Origin of the sequence: Bacillus sp. AFS018417 (genome assembly GCF_002560985.1) — a bacterium.
Taxonomy (GTDB): domain Bacteria; phylum Bacillota; class Bacilli; order Bacillales; family Bacillaceae_G; genus Bacillus_A; species Bacillus_A rhizoplanae.
Genome location: NZ_NTTM01000044.1, coordinates 21,393 through 45,099, shown reverse-complemented (window position 1 = coordinate 45,099; position 23,707 = coordinate 21,393). Strand labels below are relative to the sequence as shown.

18 protein-coding genes and 1 pseudogene are annotated in these 23,707 nt (G+C 36.0%); 14 read left to right on the top strand and 5 right to left on the bottom strand.

The window, feature by feature from the left end:
* Nucleotides 1-172: 172 nt before the first annotated feature.
* Both CN326_RS25600 and CN326_RS17635 read left to right on the top strand, forming a co-directional pair.
* Nucleotides 173-296, top strand: a pseudogene (locus CN326_RS25600) (DDE-type integrase/transposase/recombinase); the annotation flags it as partial.
* Between the two features lie 427 nt (nucleotides 297-723).
* A complete protein-coding gene (locus CN326_RS17635) occupies nucleotides 724-5,205 on the top strand; it encodes a phosphodiester glycosidase family protein (RefSeq protein ID WP_176524673.1) in 4,482 nt (1,493 codons plus the stop codon).
* A gap of 225 nt (nucleotides 5,206-5,430) precedes the next feature.
* Here CN326_RS17635 and CN326_RS17630 read toward each other — a convergent pair whose 3' ends face one another.
* Together CN326_RS17630 and CN326_RS17625 are read right to left on the bottom strand one after the other, a co-directional pair.
* Nucleotides 5,431-8,553 (bottom strand): efflux RND transporter permease subunit, encoded by a 3,123-nt coding sequence (locus CN326_RS17630; RefSeq protein WP_098310277.1) that lies wholly within the window; start codon nucleotides 8,551-8,553, stop codon nucleotides 5,431-5,433.
* Nucleotides 8,554-8,672: 119 nt separating this feature from the next.
* Nucleotides 8,673-9,275 (bottom strand): undecaprenyl-diphosphatase, encoded by a 603-nt coding sequence (locus tag CN326_RS17625; protein WP_098310276.1) that lies wholly within the window; start codon nucleotides 9,273-9,275, stop codon nucleotides 8,673-8,675.
* A gap of 222 nt (nucleotides 9,276-9,497) precedes the next feature.
* Here CN326_RS17625 and CN326_RS17620 point away from each other — a divergent pair, with 222 nt between their 5' ends.
* The 6 genes from CN326_RS17620 (at nucleotide 9,498) to CN326_RS17595 (ending at nucleotide 15,250) form a co-directional block, all read left to right on the top strand.
* Nucleotides 9,498-10,787, top strand: coding sequence for a VTT domain-containing protein (locus CN326_RS17620; protein ID WP_098310275.1), 1,290 nt, complete (start codon nucleotides 9,498-9,500; stop codon nucleotides 10,785-10,787).
* A gap of 55 nt (nucleotides 10,788-10,842) precedes the next feature.
* On the top strand, nucleotides 10,843-11,544 hold the full coding sequence (locus tag CN326_RS17615; RefSeq protein ID WP_098310274.1) for a response regulator transcription factor: 702 nt from the start codon (nucleotides 10,843-10,845) through the stop codon (nucleotides 11,542-11,544).
* 1 nt (nucleotide 11,545) lies between these two features.
* The gene (locus CN326_RS17610; RefSeq protein ID WP_098310273.1) at nucleotides 11,546-12,904 is read left to right on the top strand and encodes a HAMP domain-containing sensor histidine kinase; all 1,359 of its coding nucleotides are present in this window, start codon (nucleotides 11,546-11,548) and stop codon (nucleotides 12,902-12,904) included.
* A gap of 215 nt (nucleotides 12,905-13,119) precedes the next feature.
* Complete coding sequence (locus CN326_RS17605; protein WP_098310272.1) at nucleotides 13,120-13,773, top strand: phosphatase PAP2 family protein; 654 nt, start codon at nucleotides 13,120-13,122, stop codon at nucleotides 13,771-13,773.
* 223 nt (nucleotides 13,774-13,996) lie between these two features.
* Nucleotides 13,997-14,140 (top strand): hypothetical protein, encoded by a 144-nt coding sequence (locus CN326_RS24710; RefSeq protein WP_098310271.1) that lies wholly within the window; start codon nucleotides 13,997-13,999, stop codon nucleotides 14,138-14,140.
* A gap of 294 nt (nucleotides 14,141-14,434) precedes the next feature.
* Entirely contained in the window at nucleotides 14,435-15,250 is an 816-nt protein-coding gene (locus CN326_RS17595) for an MBL fold metallo-hydrolase (protein ID WP_098310270.1), read from the top strand.
* 286 nt (nucleotides 15,251-15,536) lie between these two features.
* Here CN326_RS17595 and CN326_RS17590 read toward each other — a convergent pair whose 3' ends face one another.
* A complete protein-coding gene (locus tag CN326_RS17590) occupies nucleotides 15,537-15,764 on the bottom strand; it encodes a hypothetical protein (protein WP_098310269.1) in 228 nt (75 codons plus the stop codon).
* A 473-nt stretch (nucleotides 15,765-16,237) separates the two neighbouring features.
* Here CN326_RS17590 and CN326_RS17585 point away from each other — a divergent pair, with 473 nt between their 5' ends.
* Nucleotides 16,238-17,707: a S8 family serine peptidase gene (locus CN326_RS17585; RefSeq protein ID WP_098310268.1), complete on the top strand. Its 1,470-nt coding sequence runs from the start codon at nucleotides 16,238-16,240 to the stop codon at nucleotides 17,705-17,707.
* A 163-nt stretch (nucleotides 17,708-17,870) separates the two neighbouring features.
* On the opposite strand, the gene CN326_RS17580 is transcribed toward CN326_RS17585, so the two are convergent.
* Together CN326_RS17580 and CN326_RS24705 are read right to left on the bottom strand one after the other, a co-directional pair.
* Nucleotides 17,871-18,194, bottom strand: coding sequence for a hypothetical protein (locus tag CN326_RS17580; protein WP_098310346.1), 324 nt, complete (start codon nucleotides 18,192-18,194; stop codon nucleotides 17,871-17,873).
* Nucleotides 18,195-18,199: 5 nt separating this feature from the next.
* Nucleotides 18,200-18,352 (bottom strand): hypothetical protein, encoded by a 153-nt coding sequence (locus CN326_RS24705; RefSeq protein WP_176524671.1) that lies wholly within the window; start codon nucleotides 18,350-18,352, stop codon nucleotides 18,200-18,202.
* Between the two features lie 200 nt (nucleotides 18,353-18,552).
* Here CN326_RS24705 and CN326_RS25185 point away from each other — a divergent pair, with 200 nt between their 5' ends.
* The 5 genes from CN326_RS25185 (at nucleotide 18,553) to CN326_RS17560 (ending at nucleotide 23,695) form a co-directional block, all read left to right on the top strand.
* Nucleotides 18,553-18,678, top strand: a complete 126-nt coding sequence (locus CN326_RS25185; protein WP_255258154.1) for a hypothetical protein — start codon at nucleotides 18,553-18,555, stop codon at nucleotides 18,676-18,678.
* A gap of 228 nt (nucleotides 18,679-18,906) precedes the next feature.
* Complete coding sequence (speD, locus tag CN326_RS17575) at nucleotides 18,907-19,743, top strand: adenosylmethionine decarboxylase (protein ID WP_098310267.1); 837 nt, start codon at nucleotides 18,907-18,909, stop codon at nucleotides 19,741-19,743.
* A 174-nt stretch (nucleotides 19,744-19,917) separates the two neighbouring features.
* Complete coding sequence (locus CN326_RS17570; RefSeq protein ID WP_098310266.1) at nucleotides 19,918-20,922, top strand: serine hydrolase domain-containing protein; 1,005 nt, start codon at nucleotides 19,918-19,920, stop codon at nucleotides 20,920-20,922.
* Nucleotides 20,923-21,217: 295 nt separating this feature from the next.
* The gene (locus CN326_RS17565; RefSeq protein WP_098310265.1) at nucleotides 21,218-22,420 is read left to right on the top strand and encodes an L-lactate MFS transporter; all 1,203 of its coding nucleotides are present in this window, start codon (nucleotides 21,218-21,220) and stop codon (nucleotides 22,418-22,420) included.
* Nucleotides 22,421-22,870: 450 nt separating this feature from the next.
* On the top strand, nucleotides 22,871-23,695 hold the full coding sequence (locus CN326_RS17560) for a DUF2785 domain-containing protein (protein ID WP_098310264.1): 825 nt from the start codon (nucleotides 22,871-22,873) through the stop codon (nucleotides 23,693-23,695).
* Nucleotides 23,696-23,707 lie beyond the last annotated feature (12 nt).

Here is a 23,707-nt window from a genome sequence, read left to right as displayed (position 1 = left end):
AAAATAACCTAGTTTATAAGGAGTATCAGAAAGCTTGAATTCAATTGAATTCAAGCTTTTTAATGCTGTAAACACTTTTAAAGGGTCACACCACATAGCCTTCAAGCTAAGATTTCATGATGTTCCCCAAAACGAAAAATTGTGACTTTTATAGTAATAGGTTAATGGATGGTTCCTCTATCATGCAGTCTATTCAAAAGAGGATACCATTGACTTTTTTCTTAGTAAAACGAGAGATACCAAATTAGGCCAAGTGCTTCTTGAAAAAAGCCAAGGCTTTTTCTTATGTTTCCAAAATTTCCAAGGGGAGAAGTCTGTCCAAAACCAAATGAATCTCATTCATCAACTATTCAGTAATCCAGCATTAAAGCGGATTCCATTAGGAATATCTTCTTTATCCTACATTAACGGGCAGTAAGACCCCCACCTCAAGATTCAGAGGGAAGTGAGGAAGATAGGTGGGGGATAACTGCCTGTAAAAGCCCGATTGGTGAGAGCTTTCCATCAGTGGGGGATGAACAAATCCCCACTGATGGAAATTTCACTTTATATCTTCAAAAAATGTTTGCATCAGAACCGTAAAAATTCTTCTTATACATGTTGTGCACTTTTAGAATCTTACTTTACAAATCCTTAACACTAAGTTTATTTCGGCAACATAATAATTTGATAATTTTTAATAGAATTAATATTTTGTAAAAATATGCCGAAGGAGTGTGGATGATGAAGAAGGAATATTTGTCGATAAAAATACGGCAAATTAGTATTGTATGGTTGGTAGTCTTTTATGTTGTAAGTATGCTAGCATCAACTGTTTCTGTGCCTGTATATGCGGCTGAGTCTTTATTTCAAACAGTAAAAGAAGATGGTTTTACCGTTGGGCCTGGTGTTGTGCATAAGAGTCTCACTCTTAAGAATGAAACTCATATTGAAGCGGTAAATATGATAGAAGTAGATCCGAGCAATCCTCATATTAAGCTTGAAGTCACTTCTCCGAAAGGGAAGGTAGTGGCACTGGATACGGTGCGTAATCAAGCGAAGCAAATTGACCGCGAAGGAAATCGGGTAATCGCTGGCTTCAACATGGATTTTTATAATACCGATCCGAACTATGCAGGTGTACCAAACGGATTGCAAATTACACAAGGAGAAGTGATAACTGCTCCTGTAAGTACGCAATCAGCGCTTGCTGTAATGGCAGATGGAGACATTAAGATTGCTAAGAATCTTAAAATGACAGGTACTATTTTGAATCCTGCAAACGGTCAGGAGAGAACGGTTGATGGAGTGAACAGACCGCGTACAGATTCTGCTTCTAACAACCTGTACTTATATACTTCTAAGTTCAACTCTACTACAAAGTCTGCTGGCGCAGGAGTAGAGGTTGTGATTAATCCTTCAAACACGAAGCTCGAGGCAAATAAAGTGTTAACCGGAAAAGTAGAGGCTGTCTATGAAACAAATAATACAGCTATTCCTGACGGGAAGTGGGTTCTTTCTGCGACAGGCGATCAAGCAGCTTGGGTGAAGGAAAACTTTTTTGAAGGAAAAGAAGTGCAAATCAATATACAGTTCAATGAGGGTTTTAACAATGCAGTGCAAGCAGTTTCTGGCGGTGCTGTGCTTGTAGAAAACGGAAAGCCTACTGAACAAGCTTTAAATGATGATAAGGATCGTCATCCGAGAACGTTTGTTGCTTCTAAGCAGGGAAAGCTGCATGTAATTACATTTGACGGAAGGCAGCCGACATATAGTGACGGTGTAACTTTGGCGGAGGGTGCCAAATATCTTGCTGAGCTTGGTATGGAAACGGCCATTAATGTTGATGGTGGCGGTTCTACGACATATACAGCCAGAATGCCAGGGGATCAAACACTTTCTGTTTTAAACAGTCCATCTGACGGCTATGAGCGTTCTAACTCTAACTCTTTAATGATTGTATCAACAGCGCCGGTTTCAGATCTTGCATATCTTGTTCCGGTACCAAAAGGACCATTAAAGGTTCTTGTAAATGGAGGGATTGATTTTTCTGCAAAAGGGCAAGACCAATATTTTAATGGTGTGCCTGTTGATACACAAAAGTTAACCTTTGCAGTAGATGGTGCAATTGGAAATATTTCCTCAGCGGGTAAGTTTACTGCAAGTAATACAGTAGGACAAGGAAATGTAAACATAAACTTAGGAGCTATTTCTCAATCTGTACCTGTAGAGGTTGTAAATGAACTTTCCTCAATTAAGATTTCACCAAATCCGGTTATTGTCAATCCAGGGCAAAAACAAACTTTTCATGTAAAAGGGTATGACCAGAGCGGAAATGAAATCATCGTTTCACCAAATCTCCTTAAGTGGGAAGTGACGGGGAATATTGGCACCATATCTCCTAATGGGGAATTGACAGCTGCAAATGAAACGGCGACAGGATCTGTTATTGTTTCCTATGGAAGTACAAAAGCGGAAGTCGCGGTAAGCGTCGGAAAGCCTCCTGTTGTGATTGAGGATTTTGAAGACCTAAACGATTTATATGTTTCCTCGGCAAGAGCAAATAGCGTAAGTCTGGATTTAATGAGTCGTTCAAAGCCTGTAAGAGTCGGCACCCATTCTGCAAGGCTTTCCTATGATTTTACTGGAACAATTGGAACGTCTGCAGCTTATGTGAACTTTAAAGGTGCAGATGGAAATATAGGACGTGAATTAGAAGGAAGACCTTCTAAGCTTGGATTATGGGTATATGGAGATGAAAAGAACCATTGGCTCCGTGCGGTTATTCAGGATGGCAACGGTAAAAACATTCCGCTTAGTTTAACGGGTGCAGGAGAGTTGAACTGGGAGGGATGGAAGTACGTATCAGTAGATATCCCATCTGATACAGTAACTCCAATTAAGCTGCGTCAAATTTATGTTGTGGAAACGAGTAATAGTAACAAAAATAAAGGAGCCGTTTATTTTGACCATTTACGTGCAATTTACTCTGATACTGGAGAGGATCTAATAGGGCCCGTCTTTTCTGATGTGTCTCCCGCAAAGGGAAAGCGCGTCTATACGAATACACCTGATATTTCAGCAGTCGTAAAGGATGAAGGAAAGGGTGTAGACACTGGTTCCCTTAAGATGATGATTGACGGCAACGTTGTACAGCATCAATACGATGCAACAACAGGCAAGATTTCTTACAAGCCTGCTGAGCCATTAGCAGATGGAGAGCACCACGTTGTTATTGATGGCATGGATATTGCAGGAAATCCTGCGCTGCCAAAAGCAGACTGGAAGTTTGTTGTGTATACAGGAGATGATCTGGATAAGCCGGAGGTTACTATTATTTCTCCTGCGGATGGCATCACAACACGTACAAACCAGCCGCGCATTGCTGCAAAGTTGTTTGACGAGTATAAGGGAATCGATGTAAGTAAGATACAAATGACGATTGATGATAAAGATGTTCCGTTCCAATACGATGAAGCGAGCGGAACCGTGTATTATATGCCTAGAATTGCATGGGAAAACGGAACAAATCATAAAGTAAAAGTAACCGCAGTGGATAAAAGCAATAATGAAACGGTACAAACATGGTCATTTACCATTGGTTCGCCGCTCGGACAGCCTAAAAAACAAAATCATTTTCAAATGAGCGTTATCGGTGATGGCGGTTATTATACAGCAGGACAGGGACAAACGGCAGCGGATATTTTGCTTCGAGAACAAATTAATCGGATTAACCAAGAGCCTTCAGAGCTTATAGGGTATACGGGAGACATCGTAGAAAATGATACAGCCGAAAATTTTGCGACAGGTCTTGCAAATATGAATCTCTTTAAAATGCCGTATATTGTAAGTATAGGAAACCATGAAATTTCCGGTACAAATTCGCGCTTAAACTATCAAAAAACGTTTGGTGAGCCGACATATATGTATGATTATGGAAATACGCGCATCATTGGACTGGATAGTGCAAACGGAGGTCTTACAAATTCTGATGCATCACAATGGCCTTGGCTGCAAGAAGTGCTAGCAAACAATAATAAAAAAAATGTACTTGTGTTTATGCATGTACCGCCAGATGAAATTAGCGCAGATGGAGAAGACTATAATACAGGACACGGATTTTCCAATCGAGAAGAAGCACAGAAGTTTTATGATATGATGGGTGCCTACAAACAGCAGAACCGTAATAAAAATATTGTAGTATTGAGCGGCGATCTTCACGCATATCAGCATAAAAATGTACAAGGTGTAGATTATATCATTTCAGGCGGAGGTGGAAAGTATACGCATATCCCTCCGGAAAAAGGCGGCTTTTATCATTACCTCAACTTAAAGATAAAAGGTAATACAATAAGCTGGGATGTTATTCCTTTATTAGACTCCATCAGCTTCAATGCAGATTCCGTAACGGTAGAAACAAATGCGAAAGTGAAACTGGAGGCAAATGGCAAGTTTATGACGAGCACGAACACCCCAATTACGCTTCCAATTGCACCGCCATTCAAGACAGAATGGAAATCGAACAATGAAAAGGTTGCCTCTGTAGATGACACAGGAACCGTTACAGCTTTATCTCCTGGAGAAGCGGTAATTACGGTAAAAAGTGGCTGGCGAGAAGGACAAATAAAGCTTATTGTGCCAGATTCTCCTGCAAAAGCTGCAGTGATATATGCAGCGCAGTTGGCGAATGGAGATTTAACTACACAAGAAAAAATTATGGATGCCTATAAAGCTATTTCTTCTGCGGAAGACCTAGTAAAAGCATTGCCAAATAGCAGGGAAAAAAGTGACTTAATAAAAAGAATAAGCATACTTAAGGAAATCGTTAATTTTAACCAGCGTATATACGAAATTCAGTCAGCTGCATATACAAGCGCCGAATCAATAGATCAAGGAATTACCAACTATGAAAAGGTAGATGCGCTCATGAAGGTAATTCCGGCTGAAACAGAAAGAAAGCTTGTGAAGGAAAAGTTGATACAAGCAGAAGTGCCGATTGTACAAGGTATAAAGGTGGTGTTGGAGCAGCAAGATAAAATGAACCGAATGAAAGATACGTGGATTCGTTTTGTAGTCACACATGGAATTCATAAGTTCAATCCAGCCGATGAATCTGGTATGCAGCAAGTATATGGTTATATTAAAGATATTGTAAAAGAACATGCGACAGAGCAAGAAATAAAAGCTGCAATTCAAAAATATATGAAACACGATAAAAACATCTAAAATAGTTAGTTTCAGATACTATACGCAAGTTACTTTTCAGTCTTTAGTATTTTAAAGACTAAAGCTGTTTAAAAGAATATCCAAGAAATTTAAGAAAACAGCCGGCTGCATATATGCAGCCGGCTGTTTTCGTTCAGACTTATTCAATACCGTACTAATAAAAACTGTAGTTTTTGAGACTTTTGTTTGCAATATTTATTTTATCGGCAATATTTCTAACAACGATTAGGATAGGTGTTTAGCATTCTTTGTTACTTCAATTTTACTGTGAGCGTACTTCTTATGAAGCCACTCATAAATAATTGGAATGATAATAAAGCTGTTAATTGTTGATGTAATCATTCCTCCTATAACCACGATACCTAATGTTTGAGAAATAACCGTATCTGTACTATGAGAAAATGCAAGTGGTAACAAAGTAAGAATTGTTGCCGCTGCTGTCATTAAGATTGGTCTAATCCTTGAAAGACTACCATTCAATACAGCTTCTTTAATAAGCATTCCTTCTTTTCGATTTCGTTCGATTTTGTCGATTAATACAATTCCGTTCGTTACCACGATTCCCGTCAACATAAGTACGCCAATTAAGGCTGCTAAGTTCCACTCCCCGCCGAATAACATTAGTGCAATTACTACACCACTTAAGGCAAGCGGAATGCTGAGGAGTACAGCTAACGGAGCTCTCCAACCTTTAAATACTGATGAAATAATCAGTAACACTAACAAAATGGAGAACGATATAGCGATGGACATATCAAAAATCATTTGTTTGACTTGTTCTGATATACCTCCAATAGAATAACTCACACCATTCGGAAGCTTCATGTTTTGCAGTGTTTGATCCACTTGGTTTGAAACTTTGCTAATGTCATTTGAAGTAATTTGAGCTGTAACGGCAGAAAATGGTTGACCATCTCGTTCACTGATTGTAGACGGAGATGTATCTTTTGTAATCGTTGCTAGCTGGTCAAATCTTACACTATTTCCGTCTTTCGTTTGGAACGTTTCAGCTCCTAATGAAGCCATTACATCACTTGGCGAAGCATCGATCTGAACCTTTGAATCCTGTCCAGAAGCAATTTGATCTAGATATACGTCTACTGGAAGGTTCTTGTGATCAATGGTAATCGTTGCATCCTTCGCCTGTGCCATATATCTGTTTACTACTTTTAGGATATCGGCAACATTTACACCTTGTTGTTCAATAGCTGAACGATTTAAAGTTACTTTATATTTCGGTAATCCATTCGTTAAATCTACTTGTCCATCTACGCTTAATCCAGGTATTTTTGCTAACTCCGTTCTTACCTTTTGAGCCGTTTGATCGAGTGTAACTTGGTCTGCACCAGTCAGCAATAGTTTCATTTGTGAATCATCACCGGAGATATTTTGACTAGTTACGGTATAGGCTACTTTATCGGAAAGATGCGGCAATTGAGATTGTAAATTTTGAATAACAGAATCGGCATCCTTGTCATTTTTCAATGTAACAGAGAGATTCGCGACATTTGGACTTTGAATAAATCCTCCTCCTTGGTCGAACACATCATCACTTTGAGGAGTCATAGTGGAACCAAAGCTAGACGAATACGATTTCACCTTCGGATTTTCTTTTAAAGTTTGTTCCACTTTTTGAACTTCTGCATCTACCTCTGGTAATGTACTTCCTTTTGGTAATTCTACCTTAACGGCAATTTGACCAGATTTGGCGCTTGGCAAAAAGTTAATAGGAAGGAAGGCAGCATAAATGGCTGCGAACACAAAGATAATTACAGATCCAAACACCATTGCTTTTTTATGATTTAGAGCAGATTGTAAAACTGGCTTCATCATCGGCTCTATGCTTACTGATTTTTTATTGGATGGAGCACCTTTCCAGCCCATGAATGCTAAAGCTGGGATGACGCACATCGCAACAAAGAATGAAGTAATAAGCGCAATGACTACTGACCAAGCAAATCCACTGTAAGATGCACTGATCATACCTCCTACCATGGTGATTGGTATAAATACTGCAATAGTTGTTAAAGTGGATGCGAGAATCGCAGGTAACATTTCCGTTACCGCAGATCCTAGTATTGAGAGTAAAGATTTCTCTTTTGATTCTTCTCTTTTACGGTACATGTTATCCAAAATGACAATCGAATCATCCACAATTCGTCCCATCGCTACAATCAAACCGGAAACCGTTAAAATATTTAACGTGATACCCATAGATTTTAATATCGCAGTTGTTGCCAATAAGGAAATCGGCAATGAGATTGCAATGAGCAAAGTAGATCGAACATTACGGAAAAAGAAAAATACACAGATCATAGAGAATACACAGCCGAGTAATCCTTCTCGAACTAATCCGAATAAGGAACTGTTTAACTCCTGTTCGCGATCCAATAAGGTTTGCATTGAAACGTCACCATTTTTAACGGGTGCAAGATTTTGTACTCGATCTTTTACTTGTGCTGCTACGTCTGTAATATTAGCAGAAGGTGTTTTAATGACGTTTAGCACTACGCTAGGTTGACCATTTGTTCTAGACATGGTCTTCACATCATTTAAGGAACGAGAGATATCCGCAACCGCTGATAAAGGTACAGTTTTTCCTTGTGCGTTTTTAATAGGTACATTTTTAAGTTGTTGTTCATCTAGTGTTAATCCATCAAAGCTTACTGGAATGGATAATTGATTATTTTGCATTGTTCCTTTTGGCAAACTTGGAAGAGATGTAGATAATGATTTATTTACATCATCCAGTGTTAGTCCGTTTTTTTCTAAATCCTTCGTGCGTACGTTTAATACAAATCCATCTTTTGCTCCGCCAAAGACGCTCACATCTGAAACACCTGGTACGGATTTGATTTGTTTTACAATGTCTTGTTGTACGGTAGAGCGCAGTTCTTGTTCATTAAATTTAGAGCTTGTTAAGCTATACGTTAAAACAGGAAATGAACTTGTAGTTACTCTCGTCACAGTTGGTTTCGCTGTAACAGTAGGCGGTAACTGTGCATTTGCCAACGCTTTGTTTACTTCGTCTTCTGCTTTCTTCATGTCAAAATTCATAGGGAAATACAAACTCATAAACAAACCACCGTCATATGAGGTTGTCTCTACGTTTGCTAATCCGTCTACAGTTTGTGCAGCACTCGCAAGTGGATCTGTAATCTCTTTCTTGATTTGATCTGCTTGCTCCGCAGGAACACGCATACTTACTGTAAGAGTGGTGTTGTTAATTCCTGGTAGATAGTCACGTTGCATTTGGAAAGCAGAAATGCCTCCCCAAGCCAATATAATGAGAGCACAAACAATCATTAATATGCCTCGTTGCATCGCTCCCTCAACAATCTTTTTCATTTTCTTACCTCCTCGTTTCATTCATGTAAATAGAATCAATCACAAGTGACAAAAATAGAAAATATAACATTGCTCTAGTAATCAGAGGATCTATTTCAGCCTATTTTCCTCATTTTTTCTTAGCTTAGGCCTCTATAGCTATACTTAGCTAAAAAGGGGATATGTTCTGTTAATCTCTTGTACATGTAGAACACCAATTGTACTAAAGGCTCCAATTTTTTTGAGAACTGCATAACCAATATACTTGTCCCATATGAAACAAGAGCACCGCCAATCACATCTGCAGGATAATGGACTCCGACGAATATACGGGAAATGCCAACAATGATAGCCCATACTAATACGGGATATTTCCACGAATCGTTTCGTAGCAACAGCGTACATGCTATAGAAAATACTAATACCGAATGATCACTTACAAATGAAGAGTCAGCAGGATGCGATATTAATTGATGAACATGATGTGCCACGAATGGACGTGGATGGTAGTAGACAAGGTGAAGGATTGCGTTTATGGACAATCCAAGTAAGCAAGAAAAGACAATGTATATAGCTGTATACTGTTTCTCTGCTCTTTTTTCTTTGTTTGCAGTAAACCATAGAAATAACATAAATGCGATTACGACATAAGGGACGCTATTAGTGATGAATATCATACCTCTATCTAGAAAAGAGGAGCGACCGGCCAAATCGTTAATCCATTGAAATATTTCATAGTTCATATTGTTCAGCTCCTTATTTATAGGTTTTGGGTGTCTTATGTAGAAAGATAAAAACGCAAGCTCACCAAAAACGTGTATTCTGAGTGTATCGTGGGAAACTGAACATCCTATGAAAATTACATTAAAAATGGATTAAAAATGAAAAAGCACCTAGAGTTTAGTGCTATAGTGGTTTATAAATGAAAATAAAAACAAAAAAAGAATGAGGCTCGGAGGAACGACATGGAACATTTTATATCATTATTTGAACAGCACAGTTATATTATTTTATTCACTGTTATTTTGATTGAACTGCTTGCGATTCCGATTTCGGCTGAATTCTTTATGAGTTTTGCCGGATATTTTGTGTTTCAAGGAAAAATGGATTACACTTTGGCCATTCTGACAGCTATTGCTGCTGGAGGAGTCGGAATTACAGTTACATACTGGATCGGAAGGTTAGGAGGCTATAAACTGATCGAGAAGTATGGACGGTATATTCACCTTGGACCTAAGAACTACAAAAAAGTAGCTGCCTGGATGGAACGATCAGGCAGTAAATTGTTGGTAGTTGCTTATTTCATTACTGGGGTTCGGCACTTCACAGGATACGTATCTGGTATTTCAAGAATGCCCTATCGAACCTTTTTTGTTCCAGCATATATAGGGGCAAGCTTATGGGCAATTAGCTTTATTACACTAGGTAAAATTTTAGGGCCGCGCTGGCAGGATTTTCATAAATTGGCCGGACAATATCTCATCTACATTGTCCTTGGACTCGCTATCGTTATCGGAGGGTTACTAGTTTATAAATTTTACAAAAAACAAATCAAAAACTTTTTCGTACGACTGCTTAATCGGCTTATTTCTTACTTTCGAACCATTCGAGCAACGGAAGTGTTCCTTATCAGTCTTACACTAGTCTTATTAGGAATGATAACCTTAATGTTGGGAATGGCACAGGATTATTTATATAATGAGTTTACTCAGTTTAATGAGGTTACTATATATATTGTTCATTCTATACTTCAAACAGGTTGGACAAATAGCATGAGCAGATTCCTATCGTTGCAGTCACCTATCGCATTTAGTATTCTCATTATTATTACGATTTTAGCCATTTGGAGAAAAGGAAGGAATAGATGGCTTGAAGGCCTCTTACTTATCGTTTCCATACTTGGAGCGCATATGTACCATAATGCGGTCACACACACACTGTCTTATTTTCATTTTATTGGAAAAGAAGCGGCAACTCGTTCTTCTACTTTTCCGGATGAAAAAGCAACAATTACCATTATTGTGTATGGCACCTGCTTATTTCTAATGGTACGTCATATGAAGAATAAATATATACAATTTGTTCTCCCTCTTCTGGGTATATTGCTTTTACTATGTATAGCAATTGCAAACATTGGGTATTCTCATATACTTCCAAGCGATATCGTGGGTGGATATGTATATGGCGCGGTGTGGATGTTCTTGAATTTCTTGCTATTTGAGATGTTTCGCCTTATCGTAAATAAGCAAATTTAATATTCAGTGCATACAGGAATATGACAGACAATGAATGTAGAAAGAAGAGGAGATTATGAACAAACGGATTTTAGTTGTAGAAGATGAAGTGCAAATAGCAAGGGTACTACAGTTAGAACTGGAGTATGAAGGGTACGAAGTATTAGTAAAATATGATGGGAAATCAGGATTAGAAATAGCCTTACACGAAAATTTAGATCTAATCTTGCTAGATCTAATGTTGCCAGAATTGAGCGGTATAGAGGTGTTACGACGATTAAGAAAGGCTGGTATCCATGTACCAGTAATCCTTTTAACAGCTCGAAATACAACATTAGATAAAGTTATGAGCTTAGATCAAGGGGCAAATGATTATGTTACAAAACCGTTTGAAATGGAAGAACTTCTTGCGCGGGTACGTTCAAGCATTCGTTCGAACACCATGATTACAGCTGGTGTTCCGTTAAATGAACAAACACCTCTTTTATCCATTGCTGATTTGTCGGTAAATATGGATACGAGAGAAGTGACAAGGAACGGGAAATCCATTTCACTAACTCCAAAAGAGTATGATTTATTAGTATATTTACTTACAAATAAAAACAAGATTGTAACACGTGAAGGTATTCTTACTCATGTTTGGGGATATGAATACGAAGGAGAAACGAACGTAATCGACGTGTATATTCGTCATCTTAGAAAGAAGATAGACGAGGAGTTTTCTTCTCCGTTAATTCATACGATCCGGGGAATAGGGTATTCCATAAGGGAGAAATAAGATGAAGATCACAACAAAAATTAATTTGTTAACGACAGCTTGGCTATTTTGTATATTACTCATTATAAACGTTGTTGTATTTTTTGCTTTTATGAAAACGACTGTAAATATGGAAGAAGAAGTGCTGTTTGAAAAAGCGAACGATATTATACAAGAACTTCATAAACAAAATACAACGACGCTAACAGAAGACAAATTAAAATCATATTTAGTCGAGCATTCCTTCATTCGGATTATAGATCCTGATTCTCAAGTGATTAGCCAAGTCACGGATGATAAACATTTATCTAATATAGAAGCTAAATTCTCTAAAAAATCTGAGTCACAGTTATACAAAATTCGAGAGGAACAAATCTTAATCACTCGCGTTCCCATTACTTCGGATAATCATGTTGTGGGCACATTGGAGATTGGCGAGCGATTAACCGGACTTGAAACGAGAAAAGACATTTTATTATCTATTCTTATCGCTTGTTCCGCTATCGCCATTATATTATCTCTTCTCAGTGGAAGATGGTTGTCAAATATTATTATGCGACCTATTTCTAATATGATTAAAACGATGGAAGATATTGAACAAAGTGGTGTTCCAAAAACAATAGCTATTCATAAACAAACAAAGGATGAACTTGAAAAACTGGCTACAGCGTTTAATCTTATGATTAAGAGGCTACAAGAAAACTCTGAAAAACAGAAACAATTTATTTCAGATGCCTCTCATGAACTAAAGACTCCTCTTACAGTCATTAGAAGTTATGCCAATTTAGTAAGAAGACGAGGCATCCAAAACGAAGAAATGACAATAGAAGCGATTGAGGCAATCCATTCAGAAGCAACTCGAATGCAAAGAATGACGGAAGCGTTATTGGATTTAGCAGCATCAGAAAAAGAAACTGTTTTAGAAATAAAATCATCTGATTTAGTATCACTATGTCATAGCATTCTACAGCAATTTAAAGATGTTTATAGAAGAGAAATTACACTCCATTACGATCAAGCACCTATCATGGTTAAAATGGATGAGCTGAAGATAAAGCAAGTCATCATCATATTGCTCGATAACGCTATTAAGTATAGTTCTGACAAAATTGAAATTTTCTTGGACAAGAATGAAAATCATGCTGTGATACGAGTAAGCGATTATGGTATCGGTATACCGAAGGAAGAAATAGAGCATATTTTTGAACGATTTTACCGGGTAGATAAAGCAAGGAGTCGAGAGACAGGAGGAACGGGATTAGGACTAGCTATCGCAAAAAATATTATGAAACAGCATAAGGGAGAAATCAAGATACGAAGCGAGGAAGGAAAAGGAACAGATGTGGAATTACTTTTACCTGTTTCCTCTATGAATGAATAAAGTAGTGAGACTAAAAAATAATAGTGAGGATAGATTTTAGAAATCTAAATCATCGTTTTATTTGGTTTCTTTAATTTCTACACTTTTTACGTTTGGTCATCTCTCTGATGCATCATGGTAGATATTTAGGTCTATGGTTGCCTGCATTTAACATGTTGTAATCGCTGCATTATTGATGATAGGCATGTGTATTTAAGGAGGATTTTTTTAACGAAATGAAATTGAAATTACAACTAACTCGCGCGTTTTTTATTAGTCTTTTGTGCGCTATTGCATTTGGGCTCATTGCACTGCTTATAAGTGACCAAAAAATTGTTGGATTTGACAATGCTGTCATTTCTTTTATTCAAGGACTGGAATCTCCAACACTTACAAGTATCATGAAGTTCTTTACTTTTATCGGGTCGGGATTACCCGTTGTTTTTCTTACGTTAGCTATAATCCTTTTTTTATATAAGGTTTTGCACCATCGAAGAGAATTGATTTTATTCGTGTGGGTTGTTATTGGATCGGCACTTCTAAATTGGATATTAAAGATGATATTTCATCGTGCCAGACCGACTATTCATCGCATTGTTGATGCGAATGGATTCAGTTTCCCTAGTGGTCATTCGATGGCGGCATTTAGTTTGTACGGAATCGTCACTTTTTTGCTGTGGCGGCATATCAAAAGTTCATTTGGTCGTGTTATTTTAATTTTAATTAGCGCAACAATGATTCTTGCTATTGGCGTAAGTCGTATATACTTAGGAGTTCATTATCCAAGTGATGTACTGGGAGGTTATCTAGCTAGCGGATCGTGGCTTACCACTTCAATCTGGGCATATCAGTTATATGAAGAAAGACGTTATAAAGCAACACAAAATTAACATGAAAGTCGTTAATTGATGCAGGAATTCTACTGTCCGTTAGTGCGGGATAAAACAATTGAATAATAAAAATCAATGGCTAATTTCATTTACCGTATTTTTACAATTAATAAAAATCAAAAAAGAATAAACATGTGGATTAATTCCTAATCATTCAAATAGAGTAGAAAAGAGTAGTATAGGACATAATTACATTTGAAAAAACGTTAAGGAGATGATTTAAATGAAAAAACAGCCTAATTATAATAAAAAATCAAACATAAAAAAATTAAATACTGAAGAAAATGCTATTTACAGCGATCCAAAAGATGCAAGTAATATGCAGCCAGTACCACAGCCGAAAGACTATGATGAAATAGAATATTAATCAATTAGCAAAAAGAAACCGAAACGATATTGTTTCGGTTTCTTTTTCAATGTACTGTTCACTTAAAAGAGAATTTTCTTATTTTTAAGCTACTCAACAGATAGTGATAATTCAATAAGGGGTACCTTCACATCCCCGTCAAGCTAAAAGATTTCATAGCTTACAAACAAAAAGAATGATATTCTATCCGTAGAGTATTTGTAATAATTTCCTTTTATTTTTTGATTTTAAAGAGAAATGTATCTAAATCTCTTTAAAACAAACGAAAAATTTTAAAGCGGGGGACATAGGATTATGATTCAGTATAAAGATAATCACATAACCATCTTTCAAAGCGCTCTTTATCAAACAAACTCAGTTATTATAGAAACTGATAAATTAGTATTAGTAATAGATCCTACTTGGTTACCTAATGAAGTAAAGAAGATTCAGAACTATGTTTATAAAAATAAAAAACATAAAGACGTTTACTTACTTTTTACACATTCCGATTTTGATCATATTTTAGGTTATGGTGCGTTTTCTCACATCAAAGTAATTGCAAGTAAGAAATTAAATGATACCCCCGACAAGCAATCAATTATCAATAGCATTAAAGATTTTGATGATTCCTATTATTTAACAAGAGAATATGAAATAAAATTTCCAAATGTAGATATTTCAATTAGCAAAGAATATGAGGAATTAGAAATAGGAGACATAAAATTTTATTTTTATCATGCTCCAGGTCATACTGAAGATGGCATTATTACAGTTCTCGAACCATTTGGTATCGTAATAGCTGGAGACTACTTATCTAATGTGGAGTTTCCGTATATTTATCATAGCAGTGATGACTATTTAGCAACTTTAGAAAAATTCGAATCTATAATAGAAAAATATGACATTAACATCTTAATACCGGGACATGGTGGATTTACAAATGATAAAACAGAGATGAAAAAGAGAATATCCGAATCAATTGATTATATTTTACAAGTTAAACAGTTACTACTAGAAGACAAACAAGAAGAAACATACGCCCTCATAAAAAAATATAATTATCCAAAAGCAATGAAAAAATTTCATGATTATAATCTTACCTTGTTAAAAAAAGAGTTAGCATTATAAAGTAATCTCTTCTTTTATTCCAAGCCATATAAAAAACACTCAAGAGTGATTAAAGGGATTAGTCCGTCTGTTCACTCTCCTACAGAAAAACCGATGAAAATCTCATAGGTATGGGAAAAAGACAGTCTTTGATATATTAGATGTCATTTAAATTTGTATCAAGTTTGACGATTAAGCACCTTAATTTTTTAAAAAGTGAAACTCGTTAAACTTTCCTTACATAAGCTTAGCTTAATCGTGATGTGGCTGTCCTCCAATAATCATATTAGATGACAGCTTTTTGGTGTTATTCCTGATTATCAGGCGGAAGAGAAAGAAAGACTAATGAACCAATGAGTTCAACTGAAATGCTAAAATCGTCGTTAATTGTAATTTCTACACATGCAACTAACGGTAACGTAATGATGATTACGTTACCATCAATTGAAACCCCTGGTGTACATGTGTCGTAGTCACTTATAGAAAGCTCTATTTCTGTCTCTGGAGCAATTAAAATTTCTAAGCATATATTCATGCATTGTTCGAATGAATAAGCTATTGTAGACCTCTCCTTTCCAAATAACCCATAATTCCTATGTAGATAGACACATAAAGTAGCGTTTATAAGAACAAGAATGAATAGAAAAGTTCACGATATGTTGGCTATCTTTTTAATTACATCTTTGAAGGTAGTTCTCATACCATTCTATTTAAATGTATACCCTCTTGATTGGACATGTTATCTATTTATCAAAAATAATGTACGTAGTAAGGAAATGATTGGGGAAATAATCTAGAGTAAAAAAACACTATATAGGCTATCTCCTTAAAATGAAGAACAATAACAATGCTTCTTAGATGGTTTGCTGTTAAGAAGCTACTTAGTTCATAAGGATAAAGATCGGCGAAAAAATCATCTTAACATAGGTAATTTATTGGAGGTTTTATCATCTCTTATGTGGAATAAAATCTTATCCATACATTACTAATTTTTTAGGGGGAATTGTAATGAATTTTAAATTAGCCTCTGTAACACTAGCCACAGCTTTAACATTCAGTGCTCTCGCAGGAAACACTGTGTTAGCACAAACAAAAACAACAAACAACTCAGCTCAAACGGAAAAAAATTACTTGATTGCCTTTAAGAAAGATTTACCAAGCAATTATCAATCTATTATTTCGAATGCAGGTGGACAAGTTATCCGCGCCATTCCTGCCATCGGTGCTTTAGAAGTAAAGTCGAGCAATGCTTCCTTTTTAGATGATTTGAAAGGGGTTTCTTCTATCCAAGCTGCGAATCAAGAGATTGTCCATGCTTTAGATAAAGAAGAAATAAGTCCAGCAGCAGCGGACGGAATGCCCGTAACCGATATCCCGCAGCCAGAAAATATAGATAGCTATTGGGACTATCAATGGGATATAAAAAATATAACGAAAGACGGCGCATCCTATAAGATTAATGGTGGAACTGGAAAAGGAGCAACAGTTGGTATAATTGACAGCGGTATTGACGCGAATCATCCTGATTTAATAAAAAACTATACCGGCGGCCAGAACTTTGTACCAGCTGGCGAAGACGAAACTGAAACAGGCGATTCTGCTGATGTAAAGGATCGCGGGGGACACGGAACTCATGTAGCAGGATCAATTGCAGCAAACGGTAAACTAAAAGGGGTTGGACCAGATCTTAAAATTCGTTCATATCGTGTTTTCCCTGAATCGGGCAGTGCACCAACAGCTTGGATTGTAGACGCTATTGTTGCTGCTGCAAATGATAAAGTAGACGTTATTAATATGTCTATCGGTGGATTTGATAGCTTGAAATACTATTCTAAAGGACAAAGATATAACGATATTGCCGATGTTCTTCTTTGGAAACGTGCAATTGAGTACGCTGTACAAAAAAATGTAACAGTCGTAGCTGCCGGTGGAAATGAGTCATTGAATATGAATGATAAAAAGATGGTAACTGATTACTTAAATAAGGAATACGGATCAGCTGACCTTATTTTTAAAGGTCCATCCGTTGAAACTCCTGGTCAAATTCCGGGTGTAATCACTGTATCTTCTTCTAATCAATGGTCAACTGATAAAATTGCATTCTACTCTAACTATGGAAACAGCTTTATTGATGTAGCAGCACCAGGCGGTGATAATGGTCCTACATATGCTGAGACAGGAGAGTTAATGAAACGTGATTTCCATTATCGTGCATTAAGTACATGGCCAACATATTTAGAGCCATATTTTACTTCAAATCTGCATAACTATGCTTTACTTCACGGAACATCAATGGCTTCGCCAAAAGTAGCGGGAATTGCAGGAGTTATTAAAGCAGCTCATCCAACATACTCTCCTGCACAAGTCGCAAACTTAATCAAGCAAACAGCAAAAGATTACGGTAAACCAGGACAAGATGCTTTATTTGGAGCTGGTGAGGCAAATATTTATAATGCGTTATCAAATATAAAAAAATAATCTAGAAAGTTTAGGATACTGATACACTTCTCAAATGATTCTATTCCTTCAAACATTACATTTATTATAAGTCCGATATAACCTTAATACGGTTAAAATCGGACTTTTTTACGTGAAAACAAACTTATTAATGTGGTTTAATTAGCGAATTTCAAATAAAACTTTATAAATTTGTATACCTCATCCAACCACTCTCAGATCGTTCCGCATTATACTTACCGTAAGATAAAAGCTTCATCGCCGAACGATTAGCTGTATGAAAAACTAAGCTCAGTTTCCACTCCTCATCCATTTCATCAGGATAGGCTGTGGATTCGTAAACATAATAAGCCGCCATAATGCAAGGGATTACTTGCTTTGGCTCAAATTCATAAGTATTTGCATCATCAACAACCAAATCAATGACACTTCTTTTTCCAGGTTGAATTTCTTTTTGGAGCAACTTCTTTACCGTCTCTGGTACTAATTCTAATATCTCTTCCCTCATGGTAGTCATTTTTTGGGTCTTTCAGCACGAAGTATCGCATCATTTGTTGGGGTGTTAGGTACATAATTCCCATGGCTGTCGATGCTGTGTGCTTCCTTATCGTATTGTCCATTGGCATTACGTTTCTTTGTTGTGAACGGGTCTTGATTGTGTCCCATGATTGTCACCTCCAATAAGAATAGTATGTGCTAACAAGTATATATTTTGCCTAAAAGAAAGTTCACAAAAAGTGGAAACAAGAGTTGTACATCTCATCAATTCATAGTGAATTTACTTAGAAAGAAAGGAACAATTTTATCTGTATCAAATTGTTCCTTTCGTACAAAATAGGTACAAACTTAAAAAAGGAGGATCATTTATGACGAACCGAAATGATAATCGAGAACGCAAAAACAAATATCCTAACAACTTAAAAAACGATACTGAATTCTCCAAAGATGTAAATATTAGAAGCGAAGTGACGAAAAAAGATTTAAATAAGTAATGGTTTGAACTATTAGATATGAAAAAAGCTTGGATTTAATCAGATCCAAGCTTTTTCATATAACAAAAATTCAGTCATACTTCTTATAAAATAGAACAAATTTCATTTACCGTATTTTGGTAAAAAATAAAAACAATTAAATACATAAAGAAAAAGAATACACAAACCATATTTCATGAAGGATGTGTAAATCATTATTGAATATAAAAGAAAGAGGGGAATTTCACCATGAAACTAACACCAGAACAGCGTATTCAATTGCATGGATTTAATAATCTTACTAAATCATTAAGCTTTAATATGTATGATATTTGCTATACAAAAACAAGAGAAGAAAGAGAAGCCTATATAGAATACATAGATGAACAATATAATGCAGATAGATTAACAAAGATTTTAAAAAACGTATCTGACATTATAGGTGCACACGTATTAAATGTAGCCAAACAAGACTATGTTCCACAAGGAGCAAGTGTAACAATTCTAGTTTCAGAAGGCCCAATTGTAGAAGTTCCAACTGAATCATTTAACGAATCACCTGGACCTCTTCCCGGATCGGTCGTCATGCAGTTAGATAAGAGCCACATCACGGTTCATACGTATCCTGAATATCATCCCAATGAGGGGATTAGTACGTTTAGGGCCGATATCGATGTGTCTACATGCGGAGAAATTTCACCACTTAAAGCATTAAATTACCTTATTCACTCATTTGATACGGATATTATGACAATTGATTACCGAGTGCGGGGATTCACAAGAGATATAACAGGTAATAAATTATTTATTGACCACGAAATAAGCTCAATCCAAAATTACATCCCAGAGAATGTAAAAAATTTATATGATATGATTGATGTTAACGTATATCAAGAGCATATTTTTCATACGAAATGCAAACTAAAAGAATTTGACCTAAACAACTATTTGTTTGGATATACACAGGAAACATTATCTATAAACGAACAAGAGGAAATTACAAAGAAATTAAAAGTGGAAATGGATGAAATATTTTATGGAAAAAATATGAATCACGGCTCAATTGAAGAGAGTTCAAATGAATGAGACATCCAAAGTAGCAGTTAAAAAGCAGGGAAACAATCCCCTGCTTTTTTGCTTTTAGTTATGAAAAAGGCTTTTCGCTCTTATGGTCAGTACTCGAAGTATTAAAGAAAGGTGTTCTTCATTTTTTGTCGAAATTGAAATTTGGTATAGATCCAATAAAGAAAGGGATAAAAAATGAAAAAATGCGAGCAATTAATTTCATGGGTAGAACATATAAAAGAACGAAACCATAGCTCCGCAGCAGCACTTTTTATTATGAAAGACAATAAAGTTGTATTGGAGCATTATAGCGGAACCCATTCTAATACAAAAAATAGCCCTCCTATTACAGCGACTTCACAGTTTAATGTTGCTTCTGCAAGAAAGAGTTATTTAGGACTTGCGATTGCCTATGCAATTTATGAGGAGAAAATTAGGAGTTTAGATGATTATGCTATAGATTACTTCGAAGAATATGATAAAACTTTACTCGGTAAGACAACTTTAAGACATTTAGTAACACATTCTCACGGTTTACATATGAGTGACAATGGAATCATTTATCGAGAGTTTCAACCAGGAGAGGAATGGGCTTATAGAGGCGTTAACATCGAAATGATGACACATCTAATCTGCAAATTATACAATAAAAGTTTTCCAAAATTGCTGAGAGAACGAGTCTTCATACCTGCAGATTTTAAGGAAACAGCTTGGCAAACAACAGATCATGAAGGTTTAGTAAAAGTAGTAATAAATCCAAATGAAGAAGCTGTATGTAAGATAGGGGTATCAGATGATGGAACAGAAACAAATCTTTTTGTCTCCGCTAGGGAATTCGCTTATTGGGGAAATCTTCACTTAAATAAAGGGTATATGAATGGAAAACAAATCGTACCGAAAGAAGTCATTGAATTAGCAACACAAATACAAAGTCCTGATTATAAAAATAAAGATTTACCGCAGAACGGATTATTTTGGTTTGTTCAGAATACACCAGCATTACAAAGTGAAATCGGTGAAAGAGTTCCAAAAGGATCTTATCAAATATTAGGTGTGACAGGACCAACAATTTTAGTTATTCCTGAATATAATGTCGTTGTCGCAAAAATGTATAACAAAAGATATAACTATGGAGGAAGCAACTATCTTCAATATTTAAGAGACTTTAGCAATTTAGTGGCCGATACATTTGCTCACTAAACCATTTGTTCATACAAACTGTTATCATAAGTAAAAGCATCTAAATTAGAAGATGCCTTATCTTAACACAGCTTTACTGCAATAAAATCGTATATATCTAAGCAACAAAAAGACACTTATCAATGAAGTGTCTTTTTGTTGCTAAAGAACAATACAGCTATTTTTATATGAAAGGTATTATTCCGTATTAATTTTTATTTCAATATCCGTATTTCGCGTAGCATTGTGGTTATAATAAACATCGTTAGACAATCATTAAAAAGAATTGAAATAAGAAAAGAGAAGGAAGGATGATATGAAACATTCATCTGTTAATCCATGGCTTGTTGTCTTCGGTACAATCATTGTACAAATAGGCCTTGGAACGATTTATACATGGAGCTTATTCAATCAGCCTTTAGTGAATAAATTTGGTTGGAATCTTAACGCTGTTGCTATAACCTTCTCAATCACTAGCTTTTCTTTATCATTTTCAACTTTGTTTGCGAGTAAATTACAAGAGAAATTGGGAATTCGCAAACTCATTATTATAGCCGGATTAGCTCTAGGAATTGGCTTGATGCTTAGCTCACAGGTTTCCTCATTACCAATGCTTTATGTGCTAGCAGGTGTTGTTGTAGGTTACGCAGATGGTACAGCCTATATCACTTCACTATCCAATTTAATAAAGTGGTTTCCAGAGCGTAAAGGTTTAATTGCTGGTATTTCTGTCTCTTCATACGGCACGGGCAGCTTAATTTTTAAATACATTAATGGAAAGCTAATTGATTCAGTTGGCGTATCACAAGCGTTTTTCTATTGGGGCTTAATTGTTGCAATTTTGGTAGTAATAGGCGCGTGTTTTATACATAAAGCCGCTGAACATGATACAGTTCAGGAAACAATGAGCCATGATTATACAACAAGGGAAATGCTACGTACAAAAGAAGTTTATATGTTATTTATCATGCTATTTACATCATGTATGAGTGGCTTATATTTAATTAGCATGGTAAAGGATATTGGTGTTCAACTTGTAGGGCTTAGCGCGGCAACAGCAGCTAATGCGGTTGCTATGGTCGCTATCTTTAATACGGTTGGTCGAATCATTTTGGGGCCGTTATCAGATAAAATCGGCCGTTTAAAAATTGTTTCGGCAACTTTTGTCGTTATAGGTATGTCTGTTTTTGTTCTCAGTTTTGTGAACTTAAATTATGGTATCTATTTCGCCTGTGTAGCAAGCGTTGCTTTTTGCTTCGGTGGAAATATCACTATTTTTCCAGCCATTGTTGGTGATTTCTTTGGTCTAAAAAATCATAGTAAAAACTACGGTATCGTGTATCAAGGTTTTGGTTTCGGAGCACTCGCAGGTTCCTTTATTGGTGCACTTCTAGGTGGATTTAAGCCAACTTTTATGGTAATTGGCGCATTATGTATTGTGTCATTTATCATCTCTATTTTGATTAGACCACCTAATCAGCAAAAGGAACAACAAAAAATTTATCGCGAAACAGCGTGAGTATGTTTAATATTTATTACATTCTAAAAAGAGACTCATTTAAGGTTTAAAGACAAAAGAAGAGGGGTTTACTTTTCATTAGAAAAGCAAATCTCTCTTCTTCATTCATACTTCTAAATACATATGATTTTTAAATTTGATTAATGTGAATTCACATACTCTCTAGATCTTAACATAAAGATCTAAGCTAGGATGTGATCCGCGTTGATATGTGAACAAAAATAAACTTCTGAATTTTCATCATTACACTCAAAAAAGGCGTATCCAGCAATTATGGATTTAGTAAATAAATAGATTAAATTTGATTTTAGAGATGCAGTTACAGGCGAACAATTGGTACAGTTCTTATGTAATGCTATGAAATTATAAATAGAGTATGGCATATAAAGAGAAATATAAGGTAGTATAAAAAATAAGATGTAAAAATTTTAAGAGAGGACAGAAAATATTATGATGGACCAATACGAATTGAAACAGGAGCTACAACATATCAAAAATAACAATTACTCCGTCCCGGAAGATGTAGATGCATATCCATATGCACAATGGATGCTTGATTATATCGGATCATCCGATGCTGAGCTGCGTGATGAATTGATTTACAGTACGCTCGAACGATGGATTAAAGGCGAAGTATTTAGACAAAAAGAGCTACGCGGACTGCTGCTGCAGGCACTAAGTCCTGATTATTTATTTTACAAAATCGGTGAAAAGGAAACAGATTCTGTTTTTAAGCGTGCATTTTCTATTCTAATTCCACCACTTATTTTATCTGTTCATGAAAAAGAACTGTTATTATCTGAAGAACAGCTGTATAGCGTCGCAGAACAAGTTCTTGAATATGTGTACCTTGAACAAGATGTAAGAGGATATGTAGAAGGGAAAGGATGGGCGCATTCCACAGCGCATGCTGCAGATGCCCTAGACGCTTTAGCCCGTACGATACGAAATCGCGAATTTTCGCACGCAATCCTTGCTGCTGTTCGTCATAAGATTCGTCTGCATGATTACTTGTACATAAACTTTGAGGATGAGAGATTAGTGACAGCAGTAATGTCTTTATGGAACCAAAATATCTTGGTACAAGAAGAATGGAAAAACTGGCTTTACAGCTTTACGATAATTGAAGCAGCCCCAGTTCCTCAAAATGATATATTAGTACAAAATATTAGAACGTTTTTAAGAAGCTTGTATTTCCGAAGTTTGGAACAAGAGGGAAACTCTGCGTTTACGATTGCTGTGTTGGAAACTTTGAAAGAATTGAAGAAATTTTAATATAGAAAAATG